We start from the raw sequence: 16,492 nt of genomic DNA on the forward strand, positions 1-16,492 counted from the left end.
ACGGCCGGGTGGCGCTCAGCCGCCGCCCCCTGGCCCCGATGGCGAAGGAGCCACCGTGAGCCAGTCCTCCCGTACCCCCGCGCGCCCGCAGCCCGGTCCGACCGGGTCGTCCGGCCTGTCGCGCCTGTCCCGCCGCGGCTTCCTCGCCGGGCTCGGCGCCGTCGGCCTGGGCGCCGGCGTCGCCGCCTGCTCGAGCGGCAGCCCCTCGCCCGCCGGCACCGGGGGGTCCGGCGGCGGCGCCGTCGACCTCGCGTTCTGGAACGGCTTCACCGGCGGCGACGGCCCGGTGATGCAGGACCTCGTCGACCGGTTCAACGCCGAGCACGAGGACATCGCGGTCAAGATGACCACGATGGAGTGGGCCGACTTCCACGCCAAGCTGCCGGCCGCGCTCACGTCCGGCCAGGGCCCGCACATCGCGATCCAGCACCTCGACTCGCTGCCCACCTCGGCCGCCCGCGGCCTGCTGCTCCCGCTCGACGACCTCGCGTCCGACCTGGACCTGACCGCCGACGACTTCATCCGGCCGGTCTGGGACGCCGGGATCTACGACGGCGCGCGCTACGGCATCCCGCTGGACGTGCACCCGCTCGGGTTCTTCATGAACACGACCGTGATGGCCGACGCCGGGCTCGACCCGGCCGACCCGCCGATGGACCGGGAGTCGTACGAGGCGGCGCTCGACGCGCTGCTCGCGAACGGGGTCGCCGGGCACTGGATGAGCCCGCACACGTTCACCGGCGGCCAGACGCTGCAGTCGCTGATCTGGCAGTTCGGCGGCGACCTGCTGGACGCGGACGGCGCGACGGCGGCCTGGGCGCAGGACGAGGGCGTCGAGGCGCTGTCCTGGATGGTCGACGCCGTGCACCGGGGCTGGAGCGCGCGCGACGTGGGGCAGGACGCCGACATCATCGCGCTGCAGAACGGGCAGGCCGCGTTCAACTGGAACGGCATCTGGTCCATCAACACGCTGGACGAGATCAGCGGGCTCGCGTGGGACGTGCGGCGGCTGCCGCGGATCGGGAGCGTCGACGCCGCCTGGGCGGGCTCGCACAACTTCGTGCTGACCAAGCAGAAGGGGACGACCGACGCGCAGCTCGAGGCCGCGCAGGTGTTCGTGAACTGGGTGTCGCAGCAGTCGGCCGCGTGGGCGGTCGGCGGGCAGGTGCCGGCGCGGACGTCGGCGCGCGAGTCGGCCGAGTTCACCGCGCTGGCCCCGCAGGCGGCGATCGCCGAGCAGGCCGAGGACCTCCGGTTCCCGCCGTCGATCCCCGGCATCGGCGACGCGATCGGCGAGCTGTACACCGCGCTGAATGAGGCCGTGCTGCTCACCAAGGAGCCGCGCGAGGCGCTCGAGGACGCCGCCGCGCGCGCCGACCAGGTCCTGGCCGACAACCGCGACCGCTACGGCGCATGAGCGCCGCGACCGCGCCGGTCGCCCCCGCGCCGCGGCCGCCGGGTGCGGCCGGTCCCGCCCCGGGCGGGCGCCGCCGGCCGCTGCGCCGCGGCGCGTGGTGGACGCCGTACGTGTTCCTCGCGCCGTTCGCGGCGATCTTCGGCACCTTCGTCGCGTTCCCGGCGGTCCGCGGGATCTGGATGTCCCTGCACGACTGGGACTACCTCATGCCGAGCAAGCCGTTCGTGGGCCTCGGCAACTACGCGGACCTGTTCGACCCGACCAGCGTGGTGTTCCAGAAGTTCTGGGACGGCATGGCGGCCACCGGCGTCTTCGTGGTCGCGTCGGTGCCGGTGCTGCTCACGGTGCCGCTGCTGCTGGCGATGGCGCTCAACCGCAAGTTCCCGGGCCGCACGTTCCTGCGGGCGGTGGTGTTCCTGCCCTACGTGCTGGGCGTGGCCGTGGTCGGCGTGCTGTTCCGGTTCGTGCTCGACCCGAACCTGGGCGTCCTCAACCACCTGCTCCACGTGACCCGGCTGGACCGGCTGCTGCACGCGCTCGGCGCGGGCGACCCGGTGCCGTGGCTGACCGCCCAGCCGTGGGCCTGGATCTCGCTGGTCGGCGTGACGGTCTGGTGGACCCTCGGGTTCAACATGATCATCTACCTGGCCGGCCTGCAGGACGTCCCGCCGGAGCTGTACGACGCGGCGAAGGTCGACGGCGCCTCGGCCCGGCAGCGGTTCCGGCACGTCACTCTGCCCGGGCTCCGGCCGGTGCTGGCGTTCGTGCTGACCATGACCGTGCTGGCCTCCGCGAACATGTTCGGTCAGTCCGACCTCATGACCAACGGCGGGCCGGGGACCTCCACCCGCACCGCGCTCATGGTGATCCTGGACACCGGGCTCGGGCAGTACAAGATGGGCGCGGCGGCCGCGATGGGCTACCTGCTGTCGATCGGCCTGGGCATCGTGTCGATCGTCAACTTCGTGGCGCTGCGCGAGCGCGGCGGCACCCGGCGTCCGCGGCGCGCGCGGAGGGCGTCGTGAGCGCCCCGGGCGGCGGCGCGCGTCGCACCACGGCGGCGCGCCGGGGCCTGGGCTCCGGCGTGACCTGGGCTCTGGTGGTCGTGCTGGCGGCCACGTTCATCGGCCCGCTGACCTGGATGGGCCTCACGTCCCTGAAGTCCTACGGCGAGGCGACCTCCTCCCCGCCCACGCTCTGGCCCGCCGAGATCGACCTGTCGGCCTACGAGCGGCTGCTGAGCCTCGACGGGCAGTACCCGGTGCTGCGCTGGTTCCTCAACTCGCTCCTGGCGAGCAGCCTGCACACGGTCCTGGTGCTCGCGGTGGCCTCGACCGCCGCCTTCGCGCTGGCCCGCATGCGGTTCCGGGGGCGCGGGCTGATCTTCGGCGTGATCGTCTCGACGCTGTTCCTGCCAGCGTTCGTGTTCCTCATGCCGAACTACCTGACGATCGACGCCCTCGGCTGGATCGACTCGGTGTGGGCCCTGGTGGTGCCCGGCGCGGCCGGGGCGTTCGGGGTGTTCTTCCTGCGGCAGTTCTTCGTCGGGCTGCCCGTGGAGCTGGAGGAGGCGGCCGCGCTCGACGGCGCCAACCAGTGGGGCGTGTTCACCCGGGTCGTGCTGCCGAACACCCGGCCGGCGCTCGCGACGCTCGCCGTGCTGGCCTTCCTCGGCAACTGGAACGACTACATCTGGCCGGTCTACGTGCTGTTCAGCCCGGAGCGGCTGACGCTGCCGGCCGGGCTCAAGCTGCTGCAGGGCGCGTACGTCACCGACTTCCCGTCGATCATGGCCGGCGCCGTGGTGGCCTCCGTGCCGGTGATCGTGCTGTTCGTCCTGACGCAGCGGTTCATCATCGAGGGCGTCGCGCGCAGCGGGCTGAAGGGGTGAGCGGCGTGACCCGGAACCCCGGCCCGTCGCGCCCGTCCAGTCCGCCCCGCCCGCGGCCCGCGCGCACCGCCGCGGCCGGCCTCGTCGTCCTGCTGCTCGCCGCGTGCGGCGGCCCGGCCGGCGACCCCGACCCCGACCCCGCGACGACCGAGCAGGAGAGCGACGTGGCCCTCACCAACCCCGTGCACGACGGCAACCTGCCCGACCCCTTCGTGCTCCGCGCCGAGGGCGCCTGGTACGCGTACGGCACGCAGGGCCGGCTCGGCACGATGCCGGTGCTGCGCTCGGACGACCTGGTGCACTGGGAGGTGGTCGGCGACGCGATGCCCACGCTCGCGCCCTGGACCGGCGCGGGCCGGCACTGGGCGCCCGAGGTCGTCGAGCTCGGCGGGCGGTACGTCGCGTACTACACGGCGATGGAGCGCGAGACCCAGCAGCAGTGCCTCGGGGTCGCGTTCGCGGACGCGCCGACCGGCCCGTTCGTCGACGAGGCGGAGCAGCCGTTCGTGTGCGAGCACGACGAGGGCGGGTCGATCGACGCCTCGCCGTTCGTCGCCGCGGACGGGACGCCGTACCTGCTCTGGAAGAACGACGGCAACCACGTCGGCGTGCGGTCCTGGATCCGGGTGCAGCAGCTCGCCCCGGACGGCACCGCGCTGGTGGGGGACGCGCCGGTCGACCTGATCACGCACGACCAGCCGTGGGAGGGGCACCTCGTCGAGGGGCCGACGGTCGTGGAGCGGGGCGGCCGGTTCCACCTGCTGTACTCGGCGAACGACTACGGGTCGGCGGACTACGGCGTCGGCTGGGCGGTCGCCGACGCGCTCACGGGTCCCTGGACCAAGCCGCTCGACGCGCCGCTCATGCGGTCCTCGCCCGACGCGGCGGGCCCCGGGCACGGCTGCGTCGTCACCGCCGACGACGGCGCGACCTGGTACGTGCACCACGCCTGGCCGCCGGACGCGGTGGGCGCGGCCTACCCGGGGCGGCAGATGTGGCTCACCCCGCTCGACTGGGACGCGGACGGCACGCCGGTGCTCGACGGGCCGTCGGCCACGGTGGACCGGCTGCCGTGACCGTCACGCTCCGCGACGTCGCCGCGAACGCCGGGGTGTCGTTCAAGACGGTGTCCAACGTCGTGAACGGCCACCCGCACGTGAGCGAGGTGACCCGCGCCCGGGTGCTCGCGGCGATCGAGGTGCTCGGCTACCGGCCCAACCAGACGGCTCGCAGCCTGCGGCACGGGCGGTCCGGGATCCTCGCGCTGGCCGTGCCCGAGCTGACGTCGCCGTACTTCGCGGCGCTCGCCTCCGCCGCGGGGCGCGCGGCCAAGGAGCACGGCCGCGTCCTGGTCATCGAGGAGACCCGCGGCGACGTCGAGGGGGAGCGGGTGGCGCTCGTCGACCTCACCTCCCGGCTGGTGGACGGCGTGATCCTGTCGCCGCTGGTGACGCCGCACGCGACCGTGGTCGAGCGGATCGGCCGGACGCCGCTGGTCATGCTCGGCGAGCACCGGTACGACGTGGCCGCCGACCACGTCGCGATGGACAGCGTCCGCGCGGCGCGCGAGCTCACGGAGCACCTGCTCGCCACCGGCCGCACCCGGATCGCCGTGCTGGGCCGGCAGGAGCCCGGCAGCACCGGCGGCGAGCGGTGGCGCGGGCACGTCCGGGCGCTCGCGGCGGCGGGGCTCCGGCCCGACGAGGCGCTCGTGCCGCGCGTGCGCGCGTACCGCCGGGAGGACGGCGTCCGCGCCGTGCGCGACCTGCTCGGCGCGGGGGTCCGGCCCGACGCGGTGCTGTGCTTCAACGACCTGCTCGCGCTCGGGGCCCAGCACGCCCTGCGCACCGCCGGCCTCGACGTGCCCGGGGACGTCGCGGTCGCCGGGTTCGACGACGTGGAGGAGTCCCGGTACGCCGGGCTCACCACGGTCGCGCCCGACCTCGGCCTGCTGGCCCGGGAGGCCGTGCGGCTGCTCGTGCGGCGGGTGGAGGACCCCGCGGTCGCGCCGGCGCAGGTCGAGGTGCCGTTCCGCGTCGTGGTGCGCGCCAGCACCGTCGGCCCGGTCGACACCCCCGGTTGCGGTCCCGGGCCTGGCCCCTAGCGTGGGGCGCGGGTCCAGCGTCGGGCCTGGCGGGAGTCGGGCACCGGGGCGTCGACCGCGGTGCCGGGAGGGAGCGGTCGCCATGGCGACTGGCGAGACCGGGTTCGACGACGTCACCTTCGACCTCATCTCCGTGCAGTACCACTCGCTCAAGGCGGGCCACGACTACGGCCAGTACGTGCGGGACGCCCGCAACGCCGGCGAGGACGAGATCGCGGAGTTCTTCGAGCGCGTCATGGCGGAGGACTCCGCCCGGGCGCAGCAGTGCCACGCCTTCCTGGCGCGCCTCACGCGGGACGGCACGGACGCCACCTCGCCGCAGGGCGACGCGGGCTGAGGTCCACGCGGGTCCGGCCGACCCGCGCGCGCAGGGGGCGCGCGGGCCGGCCGGGCCGCGGTGGACCGCGCGGTCGGCGGCGGCCCGTCGGCTCAGCGCCGGGGGCGCTCGCGGAACTCGTGCGGGCTGTGCGGCTCCTGGCCGGAGACCGAGGCGACGATCGCCGCCGCGAGGTCGCGCATCTTCTGGTTCCGGGTCTGCGACGCCCGGCGGAGGATGTCGAACGCCTCCTCCGGGCCGCAGCGGTTCTGCGCCATCACGACGCCGAGCGCCTGGTCGATCACGGTGCGCGAGGCGATCGCGCTGCGCAGGTCCTCGTTGGTGCGCCGCTGCTCCTGCGCCTGCGCGGCGACGGCCACGGCGCGCGCGGCGTCGTCGGCGAACCGCGCCACGTCGTCCAGCACGTCCTCGGGCCAGTCGCCCGGCTCGGGGTGGTAGAGGTCGATGGCGAGGTCGATCCGCACGCCGTCGCGCCGTGCCGCCGGCAGCGCCGCGGTCGCGCAGAACCCGGCGGCGACCGTCGCCTCGCGCCACGCAGGCCACCGCTGCTCGTCGTGCACGTCGCGCACGGTGATCCGCCGCTGCTCCCGGGAGGCGTCCAGGCACGGGCCCTCGCCGGCCGCCTGCTCCGCCCGGTCGCACGCCTCGGCGAGCGCGTCGGACGACGCCGCGACGGCGCCCGTGCCGCCCACGCGGACCGTGATGGCGGCCGACGCGCCCGAGCGGCGGGCGGCGTGCGTGACGATGACGTCCAGGAGGTCGTCGACGGGCACCGCCGACACCAGGAGCTCGTGGATCTCGTCGAGCGCGCCCACGCGCCACGCCGCCGGCCCCGCGTCGGACGCGGGGCCCGCGGTCGCGTCACGCGCGGCGCCGTCGGGCGTGCCGGGCTGCGCCACCGTGCTCACCGGCTCAGTCGACGTCGGCCGGCGGGGTCCGGTCCTCGCCGGCGCCCTCGGAGCCGGTGTAGCCGGGCTCGGGGCCGTCGCCGTCGGAGCCGGGCGTGCTCTGCTCCGCCTGGTCGTCGGGGTCGCCGCCGGGCAGCACGCCGTCGGGTCGGTCGGCCGGGTCCTGGGACATGCGGGTTCCTCCTCGTGCTGGGATCCCTCACATGCTGGTCCCGGCGCCGTCCTCCCGCATCTCCGGGCGCGCGGTCCCGGGCGCCACGATCCGGAGCTGGACGCCCGCGTGCTCGGCGCGGCGGCGGAACCGCGCGACGTGCAGCGCGGCGACCGGGCCGAGCCGGCGCAGGCCCGAGCCGTCGACGACCAGCGTGCCGCGGGACGGGACCGCCTTGAGCGCGGCGGCGAGCCCGGCGACGAGCGCCGGCGCGGTCGCGGCGTCCACCTCGCCCTCGAGGTGGACGACGACCGTGCGGCCCTCGGCGGCGTGCCGGACGGTGAGCGAGGCCGGCAGCGTCGCGGCGCCGTCGGCGGGGTCCGGGTGGTGGCCGTCCGCGGCCGTCGGCGCCGCGAGCCGCGCCAGCGCGGAGTCCAGGACGTCGCGCGGGTCCCGGTCGGCGGCACGCCCGGGGAGGGTGCCGAGCAGCTGCTCGGCGACCGCGCGGACCTTGACGTTCAGGTGCTCCGAGTGCCAGCGCAGGAACTCGAACGCCGCGTCGTCGTCGAGGCCGTACGCGAGCATCGCGGCGCCCTTGGCCTGGTCGATGACCTCGCGGGACGCGATCGCCGCGGCCAGCATGTCGTCGGCGCGGCGCGCGGCGGTGGCGCCGATCTCCGCGCCGAGGTCGACGAGCAGGCCCATGCGCGCGGTCGCGGCACCGTCCTGGCCGGCCGTCCCGTCCGCCGCCGGGTGGCCGTCGTGCGCGTGGCCGTCGCCGTCGGCGGCGCGGCGGGCGTGCCGGGGGTCGACGCCCGGCGCGAGCACGGCGAGCACCGAGCGCTCGGTGCCGGACGTGTCGAGCAGGCGGTACCGCACGCTGCTGCCGTCGGCGCCGGGCGTCGCCTCGGCGCGGAGCACGGCCTCCAGGGCGGCGCGGTCGTCGCGGTGGCAGTGCGCCAGCATCAGGGCGGCCGAGGGCACGACGACCCCGGGCTCGAAGCCGTGCAGGCGGTAGACGGGCTCGGACCAGGCGAGCACGTCGCCGTCGCCGAGCACGTGGAAGGTCCCGGGGGAGGAGGCGGCGCGCGGCTGGGCCGGGACCGCGGGCGGACGAGCGGTGAGGGACACGTGGTGCTCCGAAGCCGAGGCGCGACGACGTCCATGCACGTCGCACCGGGTTTCTCGCGCGGCTCGCTTCGTCCCAACGATGCGCGGCGGTCCCACGGGTCGAGCCGGGGGACCGGGTCCGATAGTGCCAAATCCGAGCGTCCCGCGCACACCGGGCCCGCGGCCGGCGGTCGCGCCCCGGTGCTCACGGCCGACGCCGCCCCGGGCGGCTCCTCGGGCCCCGCGGGCGCCCGGGTAGCATCGGCTCCCGTGCATCCCCCCCGTGCGAACCGGTCCTACCGCAACATCGCCCGCGTGCTGCGCCCCGTGCTGTACGCGATCACGCGGCGCGACTGGCGGGGCGCCGAGCACCTGCCCGCCGGCACCGGCTTCATCGCCGCCGGGAACCACATGACGAACGTCGACCCGGTGACCTTCGCGCACTACCTCTACGACAGCGGGGTCGCGCCGAAGATCCTCGCGAAGTCGTCGCTGTTCTCCGTGCCGGTCCTCGGCTGGGTGCTGCGGACCTCCGGGCAGATCCCGGTCTACCGGAACACGTCGAAGGCCGGCGACTCGCTGCGGGCCGCCGAGCAGGCGCTCGCCGAGGGGGAGTGCGTCGCGGTGTTCCCGGAGGGCACGCTGACCCGCGACCCCGACCTGTGGCCGATGGTGGCCAAGACCGGCGTCGCGCGCCTCGCGCTCACCTCGCGGGCGCCCGTCGTCCCGATCGCCCAGTGGGGCGCCCAGGACCTGCTCGGGCGGTACCAGAAGCTGTTCAAGCCGATCCCGCCGAAGAAGGTCACCGTCGTCGCCGGGCCCCCGGTCGACCTGTCGGACCTCTACGACCGGCCGCTCGACGCGGCGACCCTGCGCGAGGCCACGGGCCGCGTCATGGCCGCGATCACCGCCCTGCTCGCCGACGTCCGGGGCGAGACCCCGCCGGCCGAGCCCTTCGACATGCGGCGCCCGAACGGCCCGACCACGGACCTCGCGTGACCCGCGCCGCCGTCCTCGGGGCCGGCGCGTGGGGCACGACGTTCGCCGCCGTGCTCGCCGACGCCGGGTGCGACGTGACCGTCTGGGGCCGCGACGCCGCGGTCTGCGAGGCGATCGCCCGCGACCACCGCAACGAGCGCTACCTGCCGGGCGTCGACCTGCCCGCGCGCGTGACGGGGGAGGCCGACCCGGCCGCGGCCGTCGCCGGAGCCGACCTCGTCGTGGTGGCCGTGCCGTCCCAGTCGGCCCGCGCCGTGCTGACGCCGCTCGCCGGGGCCGTGGCGCCCGGCGCGGTCGCCGTGTCGCTGATGAAGGGCGTCGAGCTCGCCACCGACCGGCGGATGAGCGAGGTCGTGGGGGAGGCGCTGGCGCTGCCCGCCGGCCGCGTCGCCGTGCTGTCGGGCCCGAACCTCGCCGCGGAGATCGCCGCGCGGCAGCCCACGGCCACCGTGGTCGCCTCCGCCGACGCCGGGACCGCCGAGCGGGTCGCCGCGGCGTGCGCGACCGGGTACTTCCGGCCGTACACGAACGACGACGTCGTGGGCGTCGAGCTGTGCGGCGCGGTCAAGAACGTCATCGCCCTGGCCGTCGGCATCTCCCAGGGCCGGGGCCTCGGCTACAACACGATGGCCACGATCATCACGCGCGGGCTCGTCGAGATCACGCGCCTCGGCCTGGCCCTCGGCGCGAAGGCGGAGACCTTCCCCGGGCTCGCCGGCATGGGCGACCTCATGGCCACCTGCGCGTCGCCCGACTCCCGGAACCACCGGCTCGGGCTCGCCATCGGCCGCGGGCTGTCCCTCGACGAGGCCGTCGCCACGACCGGCGGGACCGCCGAGGGCGTGAAGTCGTCCCGGTCCGTGCTCGACCTGGCCGAGCGCGCCGGGGTCGAGATGCCGATCACGCACGCCGTCGTGCAGGTGCTGCACGAGGGGCTGCCGGTCGACGCGCTCGCGCCGCTGCTGCTCGGGCGGCCGCGCAAGGCCGAGGGTCTGTAGGGCCGCTCCTCCGGGTCCGGCTCGCGCTGGGCCGACCGGGCGAACGGCGGCGGTCTCGCCCCGTCCGCCCACGGCGACGTGCCCTGCGCCAGTACCGTCCGAGCAGCGACCGGGGGCGCCGGTCGCCCGGAAGGAAGGCGGGGAGCCGTGACGAGACGCGCACCGGCCCTCCGGGCAGCGGGCCTGGTCGTCCCGCTGCTCCTCGTGGTCGCGGGCTGCGGTCTCCTCGAGCGCGCTCCCGACCTGGCGCGGATCGTCAACGAGTCGGACGACGACGTCGTCGTCCACCGGATCGAGCCGGAGGACAGGTACAGCGCCCTCGTCGAGGCCGGAGGGTCGGGGGCGTTCCCGCTCGACGAGTGCACCGGCGAGCGGATCGTCGTGGAGACGACGGACGGCGCGGAGCTGGCGACGTTCGACGAGCCGCTCTGCCCTCGGTCGAGGATCGTCATCGATGCCGACTCGGAGGTCACCTACGACAAGCACGGGTGACGGGCCAGGGTCCTCGCGCCGCCGCGGGGTCGGGCCTCAGCCGCGTAGCGCGCGGTCCAGGTCCCGCCAGAGGTCCTCGACGTCCTCGATGCCGACCGAGAGCCGCAGCAGGTCCTCGGGCACCGTCGGCGACTCCGTGGCGAACCGGCGGCGGCGCTCGATGCTCGACTCCACGCCGCCCAGGCTGGTCGCCGGGACCCACAGCCGCAGCGCGGCCACGAGCCGGTCGGCACCCTCGGCGCCACCGGCGGGCCGCAGGCCGATGATCGAGCCGTAGCCGGCCATCTGGGCCGTCGCCCGCTCGTGGCCGGGGTCGCCGGGCAGCCCGGGGTGCCGGACCTCCACCACGCCGGGGTGCGCGGCGAGCCGCTGCGCCAGGTCGAGCGCGGTGCGCTGCGAGCGCTCGACCCGCAGGGCCAGCGTCCGCATGCCGCGCAGCGCCAGGTACACCTCGAACGGGCCGGCGAGCGCGCCGTGCACCGTCCGGTAGCCGTGCAGCTGCTCGCGCAGGGCGGCGTCGTCCGTGAGCACCGCGCCGAGCACGACGTCGCTGTGGCCGGCGAGGTACTTGGTCACGGAGTGCACGACGACGTCCGCGCCGTGCTCCAGCGGGCGCTGCACCAGCGGGGTCGCGAACGTGTTGTCCACGGCGACCAGCGCGCCCGCCGCGTGCCCGGCCGCGACCAGCGCGGGCAGGTCGGCGACCTCGAGCATCGGGTTGGTGGGCGACTCGACCCAGAGCATCGACGTGGCGCGGCCGGTGGGGGACGCGGCCGGGTCGAGCGCGGCGACCACGGCGTCCGTGTCCGCGATGTCGACCTGCTCGACCTCGACGTCCGAGCGGCCCGCCAGGTCGCGGGCGTAGCCCAGGGTCACCTGGTAGGCGTGCCGGGGGAGCACGAGCCGGCCGCCGTGCGGCACCAGCGACAGCGCGGCGGCGATCGCCGCCATGCCCGAGCCGAGCACGAGCGCCGGGTGCGCCGAGCCCTCCAGCGCGCCGAGCGTCGCCTCGAAGGGGCCCCAGGTCTCGGTGTCGGCGCGGGCGTACATCATCTCGCCCGGCTGCGGCACGCCCTGCGACACGTAGGTCGAGGACAGCACCACCGGCTCGTTGACGGGCGCGCCCTGCGTGCGGGCGGGGCGGCCCGCCGTCACGGCGAGGGTCTCGCGGGACAGGTCGGCGTCGTGCTCGCGCTGGGTCACGGGCCGCAGGCTACGCGCACGCGCGCCGCGCGCGGGCCGCGTCCCACCCAGCGGCTAGGGTGACCGCGATGTCCAGCCTCCCTGCGCCCGCGTCCGGGCCCGCCGCGTCCGACTCCAGCCGCCCCCGGGTGCTCGTGCTGTTCGGGGGGCGCTCCAGCGAGCACGCCATCTCGTGCGCCACCGCCGGGGCGGTGCTGCGGGCGATCGACCGCGAGCGGTACGACGTGCTGCCGATCGGCATCACCCCGCGGGGCCGGTGGGTGCGCGTCGCCGACGACCCCGACCGCTGGGCGATCGTCGACGGCCGGCTGCCCGAGGTCGAGGACGTCCCCGAGCAGGTGCTGCTGCCGCAGGAGGTCGGCACGCGGGAGCTGCAGGTCATCGAGCCGGGCTCGCCCGCCGTCGACCTCGGCGCCGTCGACGTCGTGCTGCCGCTGCTGCACGGGCCGTTCGGCGAGGACGGGACCCTGCAGGGCATGCTCGAGCTCGCGGACGTCCGGTACGTCGGCGCCGGCGTGCTCGCGTCCGCCGTCGGCATGGACAAGCACTTCATGAAGGTCGTCCTCGCCGGCGCCGGGCTGCCCGTCGGCCCGTTCGTCACCCTGCGCGGCGACGACTACGAGACCGACCGGGACGGCGTCCGGGCCCAGATCGCGGCGCTCGGGCTGCCGCTGTTCGTCAAGCCCGCCCGCGCGGGGTCGAGCATCGGCATCACCCGCGTCGTCGACCCCGCGGACCTGCCGGCCGCGGTCGCCGAGGCGCAGCGGCACGACCCCAAGGTCGTGGTCGAGGCCGGCATCGTGGGCCGCGAGATCGAGTGCGCCGTCCTCGGCGGGCGCGGCGGCGCGCGGCCCCGGGCGTCCCTGCCGGGCGAGATCGTCGTCACCGACGCCGCCCACGGGTTCTACGACTTCGAGGCCAAGTACCTCGACGAGGCCGCGGTCCAGCTGTCCTGCCCGGCCGACCTGCCCGACGACGTCACCGCCCGGGTGCGGGACGTCGCGGTCCGGACGTTCGAGGCCGTCGACGGCGAGGGGCTCGGGCGGGTCGACGTGTTCGTCACGCCCGGCGGCGAGGTGGTCGTGAACGAGATCAACACCATGCCGGGGTTCACGCCGTTCTCCATGTACCCGCGGATGTGGCAGGAGAGCGGGCTGTCCTACCCCGACCTGCTGGACGAGCTGCTGCAGCTCGCGCTCGAGCGGCCGACCGGCCTGCGCTGAGCGGCGCGGGGGCCGTGCGTCCCCCGGCGGGCTCAGAGGCAGGAGCGGGTCGCCTCGACCTGGGCGATCGCCGGGCTGAGCGCGTCGAGGAACGACGTCGACCGCTCCGCGACCACCGCGGCGGGGACGTGCACCTCGACCGCGGGGTCGCGGCCGTAGGTGACGAAGGTCCAGTCGGAGGAGCCCGGCTCCGCGAGGGGGTCGGCGGGCTCCGTCGCCGTCGCCGGGGCGGAGGGGTCGGCGGTCGCCGCGGCCAGGGCGCCCGGGTCGGCGTCCTCGGCGTCGGCCGGCTCGGCGTCGGCGCGGACGAGCCAGTCGATGCTGGTGCCGGCGGCCGTCTCCATCGTCACGCACTGCTCGGTGGTCGGGCCGGGGACCTCGACGCCGCAGCGCAGCGTCACGGGATCGGCGCCCTCGCCCCAGGCCCAGGTGGCCTGGCTGGTCGTGCGGCGCTCGTCCAGGCCGTCGCCGAGCGACTCGGGCAGGGCGAGGACCACGCGCGCACAGGCGGGGTTCGCGGCGTCCGGCGCCACGGCGACGCCGACGGTCGACGCGCAGCCCCCGAGCAGCGGGGCGGCGGCGAGCGCCAGGCCGGCCGACGTCAGGGCGGTGCGGGACGGGCGTCGGCGGGGGAGGCTCACCGGGCCACGGTAACCCGACGTCCCCGGTGGCCCGAACCGCGTGGTCGCGCCGACGGCCGGGGCGGTCGGGGCCGGCCGCGGCCGCTACCGTGGCGCGCGTGACCGACCGCGCCCCCGACCTGCCCGACGCCGCCGGACCCGTCGTGGCCGACCTGACGGAGGACGGGCTGCTCGCCCGGATCTTCCCGCACCTGCCCGCCGGCGACCGCACCCTCCTCGGGCCCGGGGACGACGCCGCGGTCCTGGCGGCGCCGGACGGGCGGTACGTGGTGTCGACCGACGTGCTCGTCGAGGGGCGGCACTTCCGGCGCGACTGGTCCACCGGCGAGGACGTCGGGTGGCGCGCCGCGATGCAGAACCTGGCGGACGTCGCCGCGATGGGCGCGCGGCCGACCGCGATCGTGGTCTCGCTCGTCGTCCCAGGCGACCTGCCGGTGGCGTGGGTCGAGGGCCTCGCGCGCGGCCTCGGCGGGGCGTGCCGGACCGTCGGCGCGGGCGTGGTCGGGGGCGACCTGTCCGGCGGCGACGCCGTGGTCGTGGCGGTCACCGTGCACGGCGACCTCGGCGGGGTCGACCCGGTGCTGCGGTCCGGCGCGCGCCCGGGGGACGTCGTCGCGCTCGCGGGGACCGTGGGCCGGTCGGCGGCGGGCCTGGCGATGCTCGACGCCGGGCGCGCGGACGCCGACCCGGCCGTCGTGGCCGTGCACCGGCGGCCGCAGCCCCCGCTCGCCTCGGGGCCCGCCGCCGCGGCGGCCGGGGCTACGGCGATGATGGACGTGTCGGACGGCCTGCTGCGGGACGGCGAGCGGCTCGCGACCGCCAGCGGCGTCGTGCTCGACCTCGGGGCGCCGGCGCAGGTGCTCGCGGACGACCTCGCGGCGCTGGCCGCCGCCGCGGACGCCGTCGGCGGCGACGGCGTGGCGTGGGCGCTCGGCGGCGGCGAGGACCACGGCCTCCTCGCGACCTTCCCCGCGGGGGCGGCGCTGCCGGCCGGGTTCCGGCGGATCGGCGCGGTGCGCGAGGCGGACGCCGGCGCGGGCGCGGGCAGCGTGCTGGTGGACGGCGCGCGGCCGACGACGACCACCGGGTGGGAGCACTTCGGGCGGTAGGCGTCCGCCGGGGCGGGCGACGGGCGCGGAGCCCGCCCGTCAGTGCGGGCGGTAGGCGTCGCGGCGGTGCTCCACGTTCAGCACCACGACGACGCCGGCGTCCTCGTCGACGGTGTACAGGATCCGGTACGCACCACGCCGGGCGGAGAGCACGTCGTCCAGCGGCGGGCGCAGCCGCTTGCCGACCCGGTACGGGTTCTCCCGCAGCGGCCCGTAGACGAGCTCGAGCGCGGCCGTCGCGGCGTGCTCGGGGAGCCGGTCGAGCGCTCGCCTGCTGGTGGGCACCCACCCCACCCGGTAGCTCACGGAGCGTCGGCGTCGGGACCGGTCCACACGGGGCGGTCGAACGACACCGAGCCGTCGGCCATCTCCCGGTGCGCGTCGCGCAGCTCTCGCACCAGCTGCTCGTCGCGGAGCACGTCCAGGGTCTCCTCGAGGGCGTCGAGGTCCTCCGCGCTCATGAGCACGAGCTCCCGACGCCCGTTCCGGGTGATCGAGATCCGGTTGTGCGTCCGGACGACGTCCGCGGCGTACGCGCTGAGGTGGGCCTTCGCGTCCGACAGGGAGGTCTGCTCCATGGACCAGGATTCTAGTCTGCGGTCGCGTTCTGCTCCAGGGTCGTGTGAGAGGGCATGGCCGCACGCTACGGGCGGCGGGCGGCGTGTCAGGTTCCCGGGCCGCGCCGCCTGGGGACGGCGCGCGGCACCCGCCGATGTGGAGGACTCGGTGCGCGCTCGTGGTGCGGGCGAGCCGTCAGCGGCGGCGGTACCGGACCTCGAGGAGCTCGGCGCCGCCGACGTCCTCGGTCCGCTCGGTGCCGTCGGGCTGGAAGCCGTGCCGGCGGTAGAAGTGCCGGGCGCGCTCGTTGTCCGCGAACACCCACAGCGTCACCGGCACGCGCGGCGGGACGTCCTGCATCGCGGTGCGCAGGAGCTCCCGGGCGGCGCCGGAACCCCACATCCCGTGGTCGAGGTAGATCGCGTAGACCTGCAGGGCGGACCGCTCGGCGTCCTCGTCCAGGGAGGGGCCGAGCGAGATGAACCCGACGACCTCGTCGGTCTCGAGGACGGCCACCCACGCGCGGATCCGGCTGCCGGACGACAGGTCGCGGCGCCACACCTCGGTCCGCTTCTCGACGTCGAGGGACGAGAGGTAGCTGTCCGGCACGAGGCCGGCGTACGCCTGCTGCCAGGTGCGGACGTGCACCCGGGCGATGCCGGCGGCGTCCCGGGGCTCGGCGGGCCGGACCGTGTGCTCGCGGCGCTGCTCGCTCATGGGCCCAGGGTGCCACACGGCGCGCCGCCGCCACAGGCCGTTCCGGTCACCCGCCGCGAGCGATCGCGGCAGCCCCCCGGACAGCACGAAGGCCCGCGCGGACGAACCGCACGGGCCTTCGACGTCGCTCGCTCAGACGGCGCGCTGGACCTTGCCCGCCTTGAGGCAGGAGGTGCAGACGTTCAGCCGCTTGGGGGTGCCCGCGACCACCACGCGCACGCGCTGGATGTTCGGGTTCCAGCGGCGCTTGGTGCGCACGTGCGAGTGCGAGATGCTGTGCCCGAAGCTCGGGCCCTTGGCGCAGACGTCGCAGTTGGCAGCCACGGTCTTCTCCTGATCCGGTCATTGCACGCCGCTCGGGAGGGAGCCCGGGCGGCAAGTCCTGGTTGGTCGGTGGTGCCCGCTCCGGCGGTCCGAGGACCTGTCCGAGGGGCGCACCTGTGCCCGGCAGTGGCCAGGCAACCGGACAAGACTAGCCCACGACCACCGCCACCCTCAAAACGACGTCCGTCACACCCCGACGACGGGCCTGCGGGGGCCGCCCCGACCTGTGGACCACCGCGGCACCGTGGGCGCCGTGCGGCAGAGTAGGGCGGGACGGGCGCGGGGCCCGGGGACGACGAGAGGACTGCGC

The 16,492-nt window shown here is 76.3% G+C and carries 20 protein-coding genes; 11 read left to right on the forward strand and 9 right to left on the reverse strand.

What is annotated here, in order from left to right:
* Positions 1–55 precede the first annotated feature (55 nt).
* The 6 genes from Cpa01nite_RS14085 (at position 56) to Cpa01nite_RS14110 (ending at position 5,749) form a co-directional block, all read left to right on the forward strand.
* Positions 56–1,417, forward strand: coding sequence for an ABC transporter substrate-binding protein (locus Cpa01nite_RS14085; RefSeq protein WP_203669385.1), 1,362 nt, complete (start codon positions 56–58; stop codon positions 1,415–1,417).
* A complete protein-coding gene (locus tag Cpa01nite_RS14090) occupies positions 1,414–2,442 on the forward strand; it encodes a carbohydrate ABC transporter permease (RefSeq protein WP_203669386.1) in 1,029 nt (342 codons plus the stop codon). Before Cpa01nite_RS14085 ends, Cpa01nite_RS14090 begins: the two co-directional genes overlap by 4 nt.
* Positions 2,439–3,308, forward strand: coding sequence for a carbohydrate ABC transporter permease (locus Cpa01nite_RS14095; RefSeq protein WP_239068786.1), 870 nt, complete (start codon positions 2,439–2,441; stop codon positions 3,306–3,308). The genes Cpa01nite_RS14090 and Cpa01nite_RS14095 overlap by 4 nt, the downstream gene beginning before the upstream one ends.
* Positions 3,309–3,313: 5 nt before the next feature.
* Positions 3,314–4,384: a glycoside hydrolase family 43 protein gene (locus tag Cpa01nite_RS14100; protein WP_203669387.1), complete on the forward strand. Its 1,071-nt coding sequence runs from the start codon at positions 3,314–3,316 to the stop codon at positions 4,382–4,384.
* Positions 4,381–5,412, forward strand: a complete 1,032-nt coding sequence (locus Cpa01nite_RS14105) for a LacI family DNA-binding transcriptional regulator (RefSeq protein WP_203669388.1) — start codon at positions 4,381–4,383, stop codon at positions 5,410–5,412. The genes Cpa01nite_RS14100 and Cpa01nite_RS14105 overlap by 4 nt, the downstream gene beginning before the upstream one ends.
* Positions 5,413–5,494: 82 nt before the next feature.
* Complete coding sequence (locus Cpa01nite_RS14110) at positions 5,495–5,749, forward strand: acyl carrier protein (RefSeq protein WP_203669389.1); 255 nt, start codon at positions 5,495–5,497, stop codon at positions 5,747–5,749.
* Positions 5,750–5,841: 92 nt separating this feature from the next.
* Here the strand turns inward: Cpa01nite_RS14110 and Cpa01nite_RS14115 are convergent, their stop codons facing one another.
* The 3 genes from Cpa01nite_RS14115 to Cpa01nite_RS14125 are packed head-to-tail and all read right to left on the reverse strand — an operon-like array spanning position 5,842 to position 7,939.
* Complete coding sequence (locus Cpa01nite_RS14115) at positions 5,842–6,657, reverse strand: ANTAR domain-containing protein (RefSeq protein ID WP_203669390.1); 816 nt, start codon at positions 6,655–6,657, stop codon at positions 5,842–5,844.
* Between the two features lie 4 nt (positions 6,658–6,661).
* Positions 6,662–6,829: a hypothetical protein gene (locus tag Cpa01nite_RS14120; RefSeq protein WP_203669391.1), complete on the reverse strand. Its 168-nt coding sequence runs from the start codon at positions 6,827–6,829 to the stop codon at positions 6,662–6,664.
* A gap of 27 nt (positions 6,830–6,856) precedes the next feature.
* A complete protein-coding gene (locus Cpa01nite_RS14125) occupies positions 6,857–7,939 on the reverse strand; it encodes an ANTAR domain-containing protein (protein ID WP_203669392.1) in 1,083 nt (360 codons plus the stop codon).
* A gap of 249 nt (positions 7,940–8,188) precedes the next feature.
* Between Cpa01nite_RS14125 and Cpa01nite_RS14130 the strand changes: the two genes are divergently transcribed.
* The 3 genes from Cpa01nite_RS14130 to Cpa01nite_RS14140 all read left to right on the forward strand — a co-directional run bounded on the left by Cpa01nite_RS14130 (position 8,189) and on the right by Cpa01nite_RS14140 (position 10,407).
* Positions 8,189–8,917, forward strand: a complete 729-nt coding sequence (locus tag Cpa01nite_RS14130; protein WP_239068787.1) for a lysophospholipid acyltransferase family protein — start codon at positions 8,189–8,191, stop codon at positions 8,915–8,917.
* Complete coding sequence (locus tag Cpa01nite_RS14135) at positions 8,914–9,915, forward strand: NAD(P)H-dependent glycerol-3-phosphate dehydrogenase (RefSeq protein WP_203669394.1); 1,002 nt, start codon at positions 8,914–8,916, stop codon at positions 9,913–9,915. Before Cpa01nite_RS14130 ends, Cpa01nite_RS14135 begins: the two co-directional genes overlap by 4 nt.
* Before the next feature lie 147 nt (positions 9,916–10,062).
* Positions 10,063–10,407, forward strand: a complete 345-nt coding sequence (locus Cpa01nite_RS14140; protein WP_203669395.1) for a hypothetical protein — start codon at positions 10,063–10,065, stop codon at positions 10,405–10,407.
* A gap of 36 nt (positions 10,408–10,443) precedes the next feature.
* Here Cpa01nite_RS14140 and Cpa01nite_RS14145 read toward each other — a convergent pair whose 3' ends face one another.
* Positions 10,444–11,610, reverse strand: a complete 1,167-nt coding sequence (locus Cpa01nite_RS14145; RefSeq protein ID WP_239068788.1) for a trans-sulfuration enzyme family protein — start codon at positions 11,608–11,610, stop codon at positions 10,444–10,446.
* Between the two features lie 68 nt (positions 11,611–11,678).
* Between Cpa01nite_RS14145 and Cpa01nite_RS14150 the strand changes: the two genes are divergently transcribed.
* On the forward strand, positions 11,679–12,833 hold the full coding sequence (locus Cpa01nite_RS14150) for a D-alanine--D-alanine ligase family protein (protein ID WP_203669396.1): 1,155 nt from the start codon (positions 11,679–11,681) through the stop codon (positions 12,831–12,833).
* 32 nt (positions 12,834–12,865) lie between these two features.
* Here Cpa01nite_RS14150 and Cpa01nite_RS14155 read toward each other — a convergent pair whose 3' ends face one another.
* Positions 12,866–13,474: a DUF3515 family protein gene (locus tag Cpa01nite_RS14155; protein ID WP_203669397.1), complete on the reverse strand. Its 609-nt coding sequence runs from the start codon at positions 13,472–13,474 to the stop codon at positions 12,866–12,868.
* A 98-nt stretch (positions 13,475–13,572) separates the two neighbouring features.
* On the opposite strand from Cpa01nite_RS14155, the gene Cpa01nite_RS14160 reads away from it, so the two are divergent.
* A complete protein-coding gene (locus Cpa01nite_RS14160) occupies positions 13,573–14,583 on the forward strand; it encodes a thiamine-phosphate kinase (protein WP_239068789.1) in 1,011 nt (336 codons plus the stop codon).
* A 39-nt stretch (positions 14,584–14,622) separates the two neighbouring features.
* Here the strand turns inward: Cpa01nite_RS14160 and Cpa01nite_RS14165 are convergent, their stop codons facing one another.
* From Cpa01nite_RS14165 to rpmB, 4 genes are all read right to left on the reverse strand, one after another.
* Positions 14,623–14,868, reverse strand: coding sequence for a type II toxin-antitoxin system RelE family toxin (locus Cpa01nite_RS14165; protein WP_239068790.1), 246 nt, complete (start codon positions 14,866–14,868; stop codon positions 14,623–14,625).
* A 17-nt stretch (positions 14,869–14,885) separates the two neighbouring features.
* Complete coding sequence (locus Cpa01nite_RS14170) at positions 14,886–15,161, reverse strand: type II toxin-antitoxin system Phd/YefM family antitoxin (protein WP_203669399.1); 276 nt, start codon at positions 15,159–15,161, stop codon at positions 14,886–14,888.
* Between the two features lie 175 nt (positions 15,162–15,336).
* Positions 15,337–15,858, reverse strand: a complete 522-nt coding sequence (locus tag Cpa01nite_RS14175) for a GNAT family N-acetyltransferase (protein ID WP_203669400.1) — start codon at positions 15,856–15,858, stop codon at positions 15,337–15,339.
* A 132-nt stretch (positions 15,859–15,990) separates the two neighbouring features.
* Positions 15,991–16,182, reverse strand: a complete 192-nt coding sequence (gene rpmB, locus Cpa01nite_RS14180) for a 50S ribosomal protein L28 (protein WP_135974635.1) — start codon at positions 16,180–16,182, stop codon at positions 15,991–15,993.
* Between the last annotated feature and the right edge of the window lie 310 nt (positions 16,183–16,492).

Origin of the sequence: Cellulomonas pakistanensis (assembly GCF_016862755.1) — a bacterium.
Lineage (GTDB): Bacteria > Actinomycetota > Actinomycetes > Actinomycetales > Cellulomonadaceae > Cellulomonas > Cellulomonas pakistanensis.

Bases quoted from the DNA above. Each gene is read 5' to 3' on its own strand.
- Cpa01nite_RS14090 (WP_203669386.1), top strand. From the start codon at position 1,414: ATGAGCGCCGCGACCGCGCCGGTCGCCCCCGCGCCGCGGCCGCCGGGT.
- Cpa01nite_RS14110 (WP_203669389.1), top strand. From the start codon at position 5,495: ATGGCGACTGGCGAGACCGGGTTCGACGACGTCACCTTCGACCTCATC.
- Cpa01nite_RS14120 (WP_203669391.1), bottom strand. From the start codon at position 6,829: ATGTCCCAGGACCCGGCCGACCGACCCGACGGCGTGCTGCCCGGCGGC.
- Cpa01nite_RS14150 (WP_203669396.1), top strand. From the start codon at position 11,679: ATGTCCAGCCTCCCTGCGCCCGCGTCCGGGCCCGCCGCGTCCGACTCC.
- Cpa01nite_RS14170 (WP_203669399.1), bottom strand. From the start codon at position 15,161: ATGGAGCAGACCTCCCTGTCGGACGCGAAGGCCCACCTCAGCGCGTAC.
- Cpa01nite_RS14175 (WP_203669400.1), bottom strand. From the start codon at position 15,858: ATGAGCGAGCAGCGCCGCGAGCACACGGTCCGGCCCGCCGAGCCCCGG.